The sequence below is a fragment of the Wolbachia endosymbiont (group B) of Rhopobota naevana genome (assembly GCF_947250615.1).
Taxonomy (GTDB): domain Bacteria; phylum Pseudomonadota; class Alphaproteobacteria; order Rickettsiales; family Anaplasmataceae; genus Wolbachia.
In genome coordinates this window covers 1,224,008-1,237,263 of sequence record NZ_OX366333.1, presented here as the reverse complement: position 1 = coordinate 1,237,263, position 13,256 = coordinate 1,224,008, and the positions used below count along the sequence as shown (strand labels likewise).

At 34.6% G+C, this 13,256-nt stretch carries 11 protein-coding genes and 1 pseudogene; 7 read left to right on the top strand and 5 right to left on the bottom strand.

The window, feature by feature from the left end; all coding sequences use genetic code 11:
- Positions 1–22: 22 nt before the first annotated feature.
- A pseudogene (locus tag OOL01_RS05905) lies at positions 23–765 on the bottom strand (IS5 family transposase); the annotation flags it as partial.
- 189 nt (positions 766–954) lie between these two features.
- On the opposite strand from OOL01_RS05905, the gene OOL01_RS05900 reads away from it, so the two are divergent.
- The 5 genes from OOL01_RS05900 to trpS all read left to right on the top strand — a co-directional run bounded on the left by OOL01_RS05900 (position 955) and on the right by trpS (position 5,837).
- Positions 955–2,754 (top strand): peptidylprolyl isomerase, encoded by a 1,800-nt coding sequence (locus OOL01_RS05900; RefSeq protein ID WP_264686566.1) that lies wholly within the window; start codon positions 955–957, stop codon positions 2,752–2,754.
- 134 nt (positions 2,755–2,888) lie between these two features.
- Positions 2,889–3,203, top strand: coding sequence for a 30S ribosomal protein S16 (gene rpsP, locus OOL01_RS05895; RefSeq protein ID WP_006015540.1), 315 nt, complete (start codon positions 2,889–2,891; stop codon positions 3,201–3,203).
- A 10-nt stretch (positions 3,204–3,213) separates the two neighbouring features.
- Positions 3,214–4,200, top strand: coding sequence for a polyprenyl synthetase family protein (locus tag OOL01_RS05890; protein WP_264375699.1), 987 nt, complete (start codon positions 3,214–3,216; stop codon positions 4,198–4,200).
- Between the two features lie 62 nt (positions 4,201–4,262).
- On the top strand, positions 4,263–4,823 hold the full coding sequence (locus OOL01_RS05885; protein WP_010402249.1) for a nucleotide exchange factor GrpE: 561 nt from the start codon (positions 4,263–4,265) through the stop codon (positions 4,821–4,823).
- 15 nt (positions 4,824–4,838) lie between these two features.
- Entirely contained in the window at positions 4,839–5,837 is a 999-nt protein-coding gene (trpS, locus tag OOL01_RS05880; RefSeq protein ID WP_264686565.1) for a tryptophan--tRNA ligase, read from the top strand.
- A gap of 7 nt (positions 5,838–5,844) precedes the next feature.
- On the opposite strand, the gene OOL01_RS05875 is transcribed toward trpS, so the two are convergent.
- Together OOL01_RS05875 and OOL01_RS05870 are read right to left on the bottom strand one after the other, a co-directional pair.
- The gene (locus OOL01_RS05875) at positions 5,845–6,267 is read right to left on the bottom strand and encodes a hypothetical protein (protein WP_264686564.1); all 423 of its coding nucleotides are present in this window, start codon (positions 6,265–6,267) and stop codon (positions 5,845–5,847) included.
- Positions 6,268–6,568: 301 nt separating this feature from the next.
- Entirely contained in the window at positions 6,569–7,213 is a 645-nt protein-coding gene (locus OOL01_RS05870) for a hypothetical protein (RefSeq protein WP_264686563.1), read from the bottom strand.
- 392 nt (positions 7,214–7,605) lie between these two features.
- Between OOL01_RS05870 and OOL01_RS05865 the strand changes: the two genes are divergently transcribed.
- Both OOL01_RS05865 and OOL01_RS05860 read left to right on the top strand, forming a co-directional pair.
- Positions 7,606–10,281: a 2-oxoglutarate dehydrogenase E1 component gene (locus OOL01_RS05865; protein ID WP_264375695.1), complete on the top strand. Its 2,676-nt coding sequence runs from the start codon at positions 7,606–7,608 to the stop codon at positions 10,279–10,281.
- Between the two features lie 152 nt (positions 10,282–10,433).
- Positions 10,434–10,727: a hypothetical protein gene (locus tag OOL01_RS05860; protein ID WP_264375694.1), complete on the top strand. Its 294-nt coding sequence runs from the start codon at positions 10,434–10,436 to the stop codon at positions 10,725–10,727.
- A gap of 222 nt (positions 10,728–10,949) precedes the next feature.
- Here the strand turns inward: OOL01_RS05860 and OOL01_RS05855 are convergent, their stop codons facing one another.
- On the bottom strand, positions 10,950–11,543 hold the full coding sequence (locus OOL01_RS05855) for a TIGR02217 family protein (RefSeq protein ID WP_010405410.1): 594 nt from the start codon (positions 11,541–11,543) through the stop codon (positions 10,950–10,952).
- Between the two features lie 53 nt (positions 11,544–11,596).
- Positions 11,597–13,117 carry an OTU family ubiquitin thioesterase gene (locus OOL01_RS05850; RefSeq protein WP_264686562.1) on the bottom strand — a complete coding sequence of 507 codons (1,521 nt, stop codon included), beginning with the start codon at positions 13,115–13,117 and terminating at the stop codon, positions 11,597–11,599.
- Between the last annotated feature and the right edge of the window lie 139 nt (positions 13,118–13,256).

Here is a 13,256-nt window from a genome sequence, read left to right as displayed (position 1 = left end):
TGTTCATAATCTTTTGAGGAGGAAAGAAGTAAAAGCAAATTTGTAGGCTAGTATTAAGTTTACGCTCGCAATTTTTCCAAAGTCGCCTACATTTTTCCAACCAGGCAAAAGAAGATCTCTCAACAACCCATCTTTTTGGCAATACAGCAAAGGTGCTTCACCTCAACAGTTGCACCAATAGTTACTTTCATCTGTGTTGCAAAATTTTCTCCAGTGTAGCCTGCATCAACCAGTATGTTTTTAACTTCAGAGAGACTTTCTTTAGCATTTTTAACCATTGTCAAAGCACTGCTACGATCAGTTATTTCTGCCGTTGTTATATGAATTGCGTGTGTCAAACCTTGTGTATCAACTGCGATATGACGCTTTATTACTGAAATTTTCTTGCCAGCATCATAACCTTTTTCTTCAGCAGTATCGGTATTTTTTACACTTTGGGCATCAATGATGCAGAAGCTTGTTTTGGTATTCCGACCACTGTTCTCTCCAACCAATTTTTTTTAAGACAATTTCTAGAACATTTTCTCTATCTTCATTCGTTTTTTTACTCCATTTCTTGAAGTAATCGTAAAAATTTCGCCATCTTGGAAACTCTTTTGGAAGCATTCGCCATTGACAGCCACTTTTTAGTACATAAAGCACACCACAAAATAACTCATATAAACCTAATCTTCTTGGCTTTGTTTTCTTTCGCACGCTTTCTAAAATTAGTCTAATCTTTTCGAATTTTTCACAACTTATGTCACTTGGATATGTATTCCTCATACTTTGCCTCATGTCAACTATACCTCATCTTACCATATTCAGAGATCACTTACAGGCTCTTAGGTTAATATAAGCTTCCACTCAATTTAATACACTACAATATTACATATATTAGCTAATTTGTTAATAGATTTACAAATATTAAATTATTGCTATTCTAAATTTAAGTGTTAGTTAACTGAGTTTACAATGAGTATTAGAAATTTTTTTACCAAGGCAATCGTTCTCCTTTTAGTTTGCTTATTAATCTTTATGGGGATTGGCAATCTTTTATCAAATGATGATGAAAGGAAAGAATTAGCTAAAGTAGGAAAGGAAGTTATAACATCAGATGAATATAAATTACTATATCAAAATTATGAAAAGCAAATTTCTGGATCTGATGTAAGTAAAGAACAAGTAAAAAAGCTGAAATATGATTTACTTAACGCACTTATAGAGCAAAAACTATTGTTTAACCTAATTAGCGAACTTGGATTAAAAGTTGGAGAAGAATCTATCAAAAGCCATATAAAAAATACCAAGTACTTTCAGGACGATAAAGGAGAATTTGACCATAATAAATTCCATCAAACTCTAAATAGCCTGCATATAACAGAAAAGGAATATATAGAAAAACTAGAGAAAATCCTGCCTGCAATGATGTTCATGACTTCGTTATTTAAAGATAATTATCCGGTAACTTTTGGTGAGGGTGTTGATGAGCAGATATACAAAAATCGCTACCAAACTAGAGTAGTTGATATTGTTAAAATAACTGAGGATGCAATTACAGACGTTCCTGAACCAGATGATCAAGCCTTACTTGATTTGTATGAAAGAAATAAGTCCAATTTTTATTACCCTGAGTATCGAACTGCGCAATACATTTCTCTGGATCAAAAATATTTTGAAGATCAAATCAGAATTTCAGATGAAGAGGTTGATAGTATAATAGAACATCAGGAACTTAAAAATCAAAGAGACATATTCAATGTGATATTTCCTACCAAAGAAAAAGCTGAAATAGCAAGAAGAGCACTTGAAGAAAGTAAAGCAAGCTTTGAACAAATAATAGAAGAGTTTAATAAAGTGAAACTCGATGAAACCAGAGTAAATAATATAACTAAGGATTTCTTACCTGAAAATATGAGAGAAAAGGTATTTGCTCTTAAAACAGGTGAAGTAAGTGAAGTTTTAACAAGCAATTTTGGATGGCACGTAATAAAGGTAGAAAGCATACATCAAATCTCTGATGAAGACTTGGTTGATTTAAAAAAAGACATAAGGTCAGTTTTAACCAATCAAAAGTCTTTTGAAAAAGTCAATGATTTCATAAATCAAGTGAATTATAAGATATACAATGGTGCAACGATTGAAGAAATCTCCAATAATTACAATTTACCTATACAAACCATTGGTCCAGTAGATGCTAGTGGAAAAGACCAAAGTGGTAATGAAGTAGGAAATTCCAGTGATTTCATTTCTTTCATTTTTTCACGCGAGAAAGATCAGAAGAGTTATTTTAAGGGTGTTGGAGATACTGTTGTTGGTGTGAAAATCAGTGATATCGTTCCTCCTAAATTACAAAATTTTGAAGAAAGTAGGGAATCAGCCATAAAGCTTTGGCGTAGTGAATTTATAAAAGAAAGAATGTTTAAAATGGGACAAGAAGTAGCAGTTCAATTAAGAGAAAAGACAGATTTGGAAGAAATGCAAGGTATAAAATTGGTTAAAGGCCAGCAAATACAACGCAATGAACAAAACTACCCTTTTTCTTTCATAGAAGAGATTTTCAATATGAAAACAACTAATTCGGTAACAGATCCTATTCAATACAATAATGAAATTATAATAGGAGTTCTAAAAGAAATGCATTCATCAAATGGTAAATTAAACATGCTTGACACCGGAAAACGTGTGATGATATCGCTAAAGGAACAGTTAATTAGCTATCTAAAATCAAAGTATAGAGTAGAAGTTAATCATGCTATGATTGATGATATATAAAAAAGTTTATTATCTTCCTTTTATGAGTGATTGGAGGGGGCTATATTGTATTTTTAGGTAAAAGAGGTACAATTAGTTTGACTTGAGCTGTTTATTGTATTTAAATTGTAATTAATATATGAATAAAGGTTGACATGGCAGTTAAAATAAGGTTAGCAAGGTTTGGGGCAAAGAAACGTCCTTTTTATAGGATAGTTGTAGCCGATTCACGAGCACCAAGAGATGGGCGCTTTATTGAGAGAATAGGACAATATGATCCAATGTTGCCAAAAGACAATAAAAATCGTGTTGTGGTAAAAGCTGATAGATTAAAACATTGGCTAAGTGTAGGAGCGCAAGCAACTGAAAGGGTAATGTGGTTCATTAAAAAAGGCATAGTAGATTTAGAAACAGAATCGAAAAAAATAGAAAAGAAAAAAGTTGAGAAAGTACAAGGGCAAGAAGCATAAGTCCTATTAAATGCTAAACACTGATTTAACAAAAAGTAGTAAATTAGATGATATTGTATCTTCTGATTTATTGGCTATGAATGACTTTATCTTCAAAAATGTCAATGATGAAGGTACTAAGCTTGCTACCGATATTACATCTCATCTTATTAATTCAGGAGGAAAAAAGATAAGGCCTAAGCTCATTTTTATTATGTGTAAAATGCTGAATTACTCTGGAGAGAGTAGGGTCAACATTGCTGCATCGGTAGAATTTATACACAACGCTACTTTACTTCATGATGATGTGCTTGATGAAAGTAAGGCACGCCATGGAGTTGCAACAGCAAATAAAATTTGGGGGAATAAATCAAGCATTTTAGTTGGTGATCTATTATTGACCTTAGCATTTAGATGGCTTATAGAATGTGGGAATTTAAGTGTTCTCTCTATTTTATCTAAGGCATCTAATTTGCTTGTCAAGGGTGAGATAAAGCAGATGACAACGCGTTTTGACCCTAACACAATTAGGAAAAATTATTTTAATATCATTGGAGAAAAAACAGCATCTTTATTTTCTGCATGCTGCGAGGCTGCATCAGTAGTATCTGGAGCCACAAGTGACGAAACAGAGAGGCTAAGGAATTTCGGGTTTAATTTTGGTATGGCATTCCAAATAATTGATGACGTGCTAGATTATACTGCTAATCAAGGCACTTTAGGAAAGCAACTTGGAAAAGATTTCTTTGAAGGTAAAGTTACTTTACCTTCTATTATAGCATATGAAAAAGGCAGCCCATCAGAACAAAAATTCTGGGAGAAATCTTTTTCTTCAGCTAGACACAATTTTGACCAAGCATTACAATATATTAATCATCATAATGCCATTCATGTTTCTATGGAAGAAGCTAAACACTATATTAATATGGCGCAAAGTAATATTGATACTTTTTCTGATTCTCTTTATAAAACTGCTTTGATTGACTTTTTAAATGCAAGCATAGAAAGACAAGGATAGCTAACGCTTGATATTTTTAGATTGATTGTTATATATTTATTAAGTTTGTAAGGGTGAATGATATGTCAGATAGTAATAAAGAGAAAAAAAAGAAATTTGCCGATATGGTCAGTAAACGAAAAGGGGATGATCAAGAAGATCAGCAAACAGGTGATTTAAGTGAAGAGCTTAATATATTAAAAGAACGCGCAGTTCAGCTTGAAGATCATTTACGTCGCGCTGTTGCGGATAATGAAAACGTTAAACGTATAATGCAAAAGCAAATTAGCGATGCAAGTGATTATGCAGTCACAAAATTTGCACGTGATATGATCGACTCTTGTGACAATTTAAAAAAAGCAATGGAAAACTTGAAAGATGATGATCCTATTCATGAAGGAATAAAAGTGGCGCACCAAAAGATTGTGAGTGATCTAAAAAAACATGGAATAGAAGAAATAGATCCAATAGGTAACTCTTTTGACAGCAATTTACATCAAGCTGTTGTGGAAAGAGAAGATAATGAAAAAGAGCCTGGCACTATTGTAGAAGTACTACAAACTGGTTATACAATTAAAAATAGGTTGCTTCGTCCTGCAATGGTTATTCTTTCTAAAAAATCTGCTGATTGCGAAAGTAACTAATAACACACTCAAGGTATGGAAGAAGTTGTCTTCTCAGGTATTCAGCCAAGTGGAGTATTACACTTGGGCAATTATCTTGGTGCAATTAAGCAGTGGATAGGCTTGCAGGATAAATATAAATCTCTTTTTTGTGTTGTTGATCTGCATGCAATCACAGCAAATAAGCTTCCCGCAAATGAATTAAAAAATAATATTTTTAAAGCAGCAGCAACTTATATTGCATGTGGAATAGATCCGGAAAAGTCGATTATTTTCAATCAATCCGCAGTTAGTGGTCATGCAGAATTGGGCTGGCTGCTAGGGTGCTATACACCAATTGGTTGGCTTAATCGTATGACTCAATTTAAAGATAAGGCTGGAAGCGATAGACAAAAAGCTTCTCTTGGGTTATATAGCTACCCAGTACTTATGGCTGCGGATATATTGCTGTATCAAACTAAATATGTTCCTGTTGGCGATGATCAAAAACAGCATTTAGAACTTGCACGTGATATTGCATCAGCTTTTAACAATCATTATAAATGTAGTCATTTCATCATACCTGAAATCTTAACTTTGGATTGCACATCAAGAATAATGAGCTTAAGAGATGGAGCAAGCAAGATGAGCAAATCTGATTCTTCAGAATACTCATGCATTAACCTTGACGATACAGATGACTTGATTGTCAAGAAAATAGAAAAAGCAAAAACAGATTCAATTCTAGGCTTTGATTTTGCTACTTTAAAGTGCCGTCCAGAAGTAAACAATTTGGTAAACATTTATTCAGTGCTTAGTGATTTAAATGTGGAAAAAGTGTGTGAAGAAGTGAATAAACATGATATGAAACACTTTAAAAAAGAGTTAGCTGGCTTAATCATCAGTGTTATATCACCCATACGTGAGAAGTTGAACGGTCTTTTGAAGGATCAGCTCCATTTACATAAAATATTAAAAGAAGGTACAGAAAAAGCAGCAGAGATTGCAAATAACAATATAAAAAAGATCAAGGATATTATAGGGTTTGTTCAATAGGTTACAACTATTTCTTCCCATGGCTTTCAAATCGTGCAGCTATTTTCTTTACACTAACATGAGTGAGAAGAGGTTTTTTACTAACCGGAAGTTTAGAATCGGACTTTGCTGTTATGGGGTTCATTTTAGATCTTTTATTTCCTACCGGAAATGAGTGAGATTGGGAGGCAGTTTTTTGCGATGGTGCAGGATCTTTCTTCATACCGATATCTGCTTGTGTTGCAGGGGTGGCTTTGCTCTTAGCAACTTGATTTTGCTCAAATTTTCCTACTATTGACTTTACTCTACCGTCCTTCTTGCTATTTACTTTTTCTTTTATAATAACCGCTTTTACTTCTGATGCTGCTTTATCAGCAGATTTTTTCAGGATTGGTTTACTTTCAGCTGATTTTTGCGAAGTCACTTCTACTATTATTGGTTTCGTGCTCACTTGTTGATCAACAATATCTAGCCTTTTAGGATTTGACAGTATTTCAGATTTATCTTCTTTAGTTTCTTGCCTAATTTCTTGATTGGTAGCGTTTAGCGCTGGTGGCTCTGGAGCCTGTCTCTTTTTATATCCTCTTCTTGTTCCTGCATTTTTCTTAGGTTTCGTTTTGTGAGTTGGCTCCTTTTTAGCTAACTTTGAGTCTTCCGAATCTTTTGTTGAAGATTTACTGCTTTTCTCTTGATAATTTGATATTTCCTCATGTCCAGACTCTTCACTTAATGAACTTTCATAGCCTGAATCTTCAGGAGATACATTCTTCTATTTCTGGTTTAAAGTGTACCTTTTTTGAGGCAGTAGGAGGTGGCGGAGGTGCTGTTGTTGGCCGTTTTATTCTCTTCATAACTAATTTTCCTACCGGCTGTTTTCCTTCTTGCAGCTTAGGAGTATCTTCCTTCTGCTTTGATGTCGTTTTATTTTCCGTGCTTACTTCGTATGATTTATGTTCTTTATTGCCTTTTCCACTCTGTTTCGAATCTAAAATTTCTTTAAGTCCTTTCTTGAATAGATTAATTGTACTTAAAATATTTGTGTATTCGGCTGCTTTTTCTATAGTGAAACCTGATAATTCATCACCAACAAAATTTTTTATGTCATTATCATTAGTTGGAATATCTTTTCCCAAGATTCTATCTAATATCCCTTTTAATGTTCCAATAAAACCGAGTGGCTTTGTGCTCAAAGGTTCTACATAATTATTCAAGTCGCTATATATAACAAATTTGGCTACATCTTTTGCGTTGTTTGTAAAATTCTTCAGAGCTTGAGATAAATCTTTCAGTGTTTCATCATATTGTTCATTAATTTTTTTTGTATCCTTCAGCTTTATGACTCTTATCAAAGAATTGAGATTTTTATCATAATTGTCACTTTTAAATAGATCACTCATACCAATTACTGTTTATCGTTTACTTAAATATAAATTCAAAGTATTAAGACCGAGTAAATGTTATATGACTTATCCTCTGACTCATAAACGCTTGCGTTCCTTAATGTGCAAAAAATTTCAATAATCTTCAATCAGCAATAGTATAGAAATCCAAAAAACAAGTAGCTAACACTGGAATCTAGGAATTATGATTGGGCACAAGTTGATGAGTATAGTTGTTTTATGTTGAAATACAGCATTTATGGAAAGATTAGATGTCAGTCTAGAATGACACCCTTTCTGGAAAACTCGGATTACAGTGTTTGTATAACTTAATAATTAGAAACTAAAGGAGTTCTTTTTTAAAAAACTTAAGTTATACTTATAAGTATTTGATATCTTTTGTAGTGATTATGCTAAGTCTAAGCTGCCTTTATGGTGATAATGCAGAATTTGTAGAAGAAATGTATAGCCGTTATCTGCAGGGCGATAAATCAATCGGGGAGGATTGGAATAGGATTTTTTCAAGCAATTTAGAAATGAATAAAACGGAAGCCTGCAATGCACAGCACGCAGTCAAGTCGGATGATTCAATTTCTAGCTTAGCAAATTTCTTCAGATCTTACGGTCATTTTTTTGCGGACTTAAATCCATTATCACCGCATGTAAATAAAGAAATAGATTATCAGAAATATTTGAATATCTCTCCAGCGTATGATGCTGAAATATATAGAGATATTTACTGCAAGAACATCGGGTTTGAATTTATGCATATTTCCTCTTATGAGGAAAGAGTGTGGCTGCAGGAGAAAATTGAAAATCAGGTCTATACGCTAAGCCCTCAGGATAAAAAAGAAATACTAAGGCACTTGATTGAATCTGAGATGTTCGAGCAATTTCTCCATATGAAATTTCCTGGATATAAGCGTTTTTCTATCGAAGGTGGGGAGTCAGCCATTGTTGCAATTGAAAGAGTTATTAGTGATTCTGCAGCTTTTGGTATTGAAGAAATAGTTCTTGGTATGGCCCACCGAGGACGGCTTAATGTTCTAACCAAAGTTATGGGGAAAGAATATGCGGCAATGCTGTCTGAATTTCAAGGCAATCTTGCATACCCAAGTGGTCTTGAGGTATCTGGTGATGTCAAATATCACCTTGGTTACTCTTCTGATCGAGCACTTGCTGGTGGTAAAAAAATACACTTAAGTTTATGTCCTAACCCATCTCACCTTGAGGCGGTAAATCCAGTTCTAGCTGGAAGAGTAAGAGCGAAGCAAAATATAAGATCTGTGCTTGGAGTGTCAATTCATGGTGATGCAGCTTTCATCGGGCAGGGAGTGGTTGCTGAAACCCTGACTTTGAGCAACATTGAAGGTTATACAGTAGGTGGTATCGTGCATATTGTTATTAATAACCAAGTTGGTTTTACCGCCAACCCATCCTGCGCACGCTCATCTTTTTATTGCACTGATGTAGCAAAATCAATAGAAGCTCCAATATTTCATGTTAATGGAGATAATCCAGAAGCTGTGAGTTTTGTTGCGAATTTGGCAATGGAGTATGTGCAGAAATTTAAAAAGGATGTGGTGATTGACATAATATGCTACCGCAAATATGGCCATAATGAAGGCGATGAGCCAAATTTTACTCAGCCACTTATGTATAAAGCAATATCAAAGCATAAAACTCCAGGCACGCTGTACGAAGAGAAGCTGACTGCAGAGAAAGTGCTAGGTAGCGATGAAGTAAGTAAATTACGCAGCGAATTTAGAACAAGATTAGATAAAAGCCTTACTGAGTCAACGACTTATACTCCGAAGAAAGCTGACTGGTTTGATGGAGTGTGGTTAAAACTCAGGAGAGCAAAGTTGAACGATTTGAGTGAATATTATACGGACTCTGGTGTTTCACCAGATGAGCTAAAAAAATTAGGTGTACACATAAATAGCAATATTCCAAGTAGTTTTAATCTCAATAATAAAGTCAGAAGAATACTTGATGGCAGAATAGACAGTATAAATTCCGGTAGCAACATAGACTGGGCAACTGCTGAAAGTCTTGCATTCGCGTCATTGCTTAAAGAAGGAATAGGAGTGCGCTTGTCAGGACAAGATTCTGGTCGCGGTACCTTCTCGCACCGTCATTCAAGACTTGTTGATCAAGTAACAGAAGAAACGTTTATTCCACTGAACAACATAAGTGAGAAGCAAGCTCGCTTTGAAGTTATAGATAGCGCACTATCTGAGTATGCTGTGATGGGTTTTGAATATGGATATAGCCTTGATTCTCCTTATTCACTTGTGCTCTGGGAAGGGCAGTTCGGTGATTTTGCAAATGGCGCGCAAATTATGATCGACCAATTTATCTCATCTGCAGAAACAAAGTGGTTGCGGTCAAGTGGTCTAGTTTTACTTTTGCCTCATGGTTATGAAGGGCAGGGGCCTGAGCATAGTTCTGCTCGTATAGAGAGGTTTTTGCAGCTCTGTGCAGAGGATAATATGCAGGTGGTTAATTGCTCTACTCCTGCGAATTATTTTCATGCTTTACGCCGACAAATTAATCGAGATTTTCGTAAGCCTTTAGTGGTGTTTACACCTAAATCACTATTGCGTCATAAAAGCGCAGTTTCTAACCTTTCTGACTTTGAAGGAAAATTTCTTACGGTAATTCCAGAGTGTAGAAAAGGTTTAGTTGCAAGTGATAAAATACGTAAAGTTGTAATATGTAGTGGTAAAGTTTATTACGACATAATTGAAATGCTTGAAGCACAAAAAATAAACGATATAGCAGTAGTGCGTTTAGAACAATTTTATCCATTCCCGGCCGATAAACTAGGCAGTGAACTTGAAAAATATAAGAACGCTGAAATTACATGGTGTCAAGAGGAACCAAAAAATATGGGAGGATGGTTCTTTGTCAACCCATTGATAGAAGAGGTATTGTCTGGCCTCAATGCTCAAGCAAAAAGACCTAAGTGCATTGCAAGACCTGCTGCTGCATCTCCTGCATGTGGTTATGCTAATGTCCATGCTCAACAACAAGCAGAAATTTTGAAGCAAGTTGTGCATGTACAATTGTGCAAACACTAAATGGCAATTGGTCAGGCTCATTAATTGTACCTAGATAACTTATAGCAATAAAAAAATTTCCATATCACAAAGAAGATTTTGGCAAGCAAAACTAGTTTACAGATTCTTAAACTTTATATTCTATAACTAGAATAAATTTTAAGGAGTATTTTATGAGTAATAATAACACTTTTCCATTACAATCCCATGCTATTACAAAAAAAGAAGAGAGACCAAATTCTCGAATAGAACTTAAGGTTGAAAATGACGAGCTTATTGATGTCAAAACAGGTGAATCTACTGGCAAAAATTATGAAGAATGCTTTAAAGTTATGCTAAAGAATAAAGATAATATTACACTTAACCAATACGATAGGCTTGAAGGAGAGTGCAATGATAGTGAATGCCAAGCTTGTATGGATGCATTTAATGCTGCTATAATAACAGTTACCTGGATTGAAACTTAAGACGTAAAGGTAGAGAGGCATTTTTAAGAATAAAATAAATGGAGTCAGAAAAATCAGCGAATATATTTTCGAATATTGTGCTTAATCTGAAATCAATAGTGCTCAATAGAATTTAGACATAGGCTCGTTGAGCCTATGTACACCCAGATAACTTACAGCAACCCTCGATAAATATATGGTTGATTACTGAGGCTTAGCATTGCTTATGGTAGCCCACTTAATTTATTTCACTTCCACTAAGGGAATATTATTCCAGCTGTTGCTGCCATAGTTATCAATAGAAGCGTTTAGGTAATCTGTATCAAATCGTACTGGTACATCAAATTCGAAGCTTGCGGTGATTATTGTACCTTTTGCTGGTGGTTTCATAAATGCTATTTCTCCAGTTGAATAATTCACTGAATATTTTTCTGTCTTTTCACCATCTAGGTAAATTTTTATTGTATCATGCACTGGCTTTTTAATAGTTCGTGTATGCTTGTCTTTTCCACTTATGTAAGTTTTCATCAGTTGAAAGATCGTTTTTTTATCGTCTCCTATGCCAATTTCTTGATTGATAACTGTAAAGTCTGACCAATCCTTAAAACGAAACCCTATTGCTTTACCTTTTCGTGCCTGAAAAAATGTTATGAGTTCTGTTAGCTGCTCGTTTGACCTAACTCCATAAGCTATGTTATACCTGGCACGTGCACGAGACCAATTAATATTGCGCTGCTCACAACCATTATGAGTTGTTACAACGTCAGTCGAAAATTCAGGTCCTCCAGTAGAGCCATAAGATATATTTTCTGGAAATCTAATTTCTGTAAATGACATATGCCCTCCTGTAAAAATAAAATTGAGTTGATATAGATGAAGTAGGAAAGATCTTAAATTTTTGAAGCTGCTTTATCAATCAGGCTATAAATTTTAAATCCCGTTTCTTCTAAAAAAGTAAAGGTGTTGTTTTCTCCTACCTTACCTTTCAGTTCGTTAATGTCTTGATGACTCTGCGTTAACTGATATACACAAACACATGCAATGGCTAAAGCAACTCCAGCAAGACATGCTAAAGGAATTGGTTGAGTAAAAACAGCAGCTATAGCAGATGCTGTGAATGCTATAGCTGTTATTACAGTAGTTATGCTATAAATAGCTTCGCCTCTGTAACTATTGATTAATTTCTTTTGTATTTCCTCTTGTTGTGTTTTTTGCTCGTGCGGATGAGAAATAGTAATTACTGTATCCGTATGAATTGGCTCACTAGCGCTGGTATTAATTCTCTCTTTTTGTGTTTTTTGTTCTTTATGATCTTGCGCAATTGCTGCTTTGCTAGTTCTGATATTATATTGTTCTTCTTGCTTTGGTTGCTCAGAAGCAGGAACTCTGTTACCTACTTCAAGAATTTCTTTACTGGAATTTTTTTTCATATCCTTAGAAGTTTCACTCAAGATCTTTGCTGTATTTTCACAAGTTTTACTGTGTGTTTTTTCTAACATTGCTTCATGATTTTGTGAATTTCTTTCACCAATACTTCTGTTAGCGGCTCTTTCTTTTAGTGGTTTCTGCTCTGATTGATTAGAAATAGGAGTGCTTTTATTCGAAAAAATCGGCTCACTAGTGCTGCTTTTTTGTCGTACTGGTTGCTCAGAAGCAGAAGCTTCTGTAACCTCACCAAAGATTTCTTCATTAGAAACTGATTGATTTTCTGTTATATCAGAAGGGATTTTGCTAAGAAGTGGCACAAAATGCCTCATGTAATTCACTACTCCTACAGTTTTTTTGCTACTATCTATCTCTAGTTGATTGAGATCTATATCTTGTATAAAAACTGCTGGATCATCATCATGTGCTGTAATTTTAGTTCCCGTAACTTTTTGACTACCTTCCTCTATTGAATAAATATAAAGTTCCACTTTGTACTTGTCGCATATCATTCTCCCTTCAATCTCTGGACGACCCCATATAGGTGAAGAATCATTTCTTGTAGCCATATTCTTAATGTTTTTTAAGTACTGACGAAAAGTCTTCTCTTCATCTATTATATTCATTTTAGTTTTTGGATCCTGTATAGGACCATGTGGACCTTCTAGCGCAGCAAAGTAGCCACCAATAGCAGCGTCTTTTATTACTGCTTTATAGGTCCAACTATCTTGTTCACCATGTTGCTCAACATAATCTGCGCAGTCTTTTCTTAATGATTTTGCAGTAAAATAATGACCAGGTTTTATATTTAGCTCATTCAACCCTTGAGCCACAGAGTCAAAAAAGCAATCCCCTGTCTTTATAGCAGCCCCGATTTTTAGTTCTCTAGGATAAGTACTCTTTAAATTATCCAATAAATTACTTGGTTTTTTCTTTTCTTCGATTTGTTGAAAAAGAGCAATTGGTTCTCTGTTGAAATTTTTCATGTTATAACTCCAAAATAATAATTGTATTTTAATAGATTAATCAGCCTAGGAAGGCTAATTACTTAAGGTCGTGCTATGTTGCAAGCAAACATCACCTATTCTTCTTGAACTAATATATAGCATATACATATTGTTACTT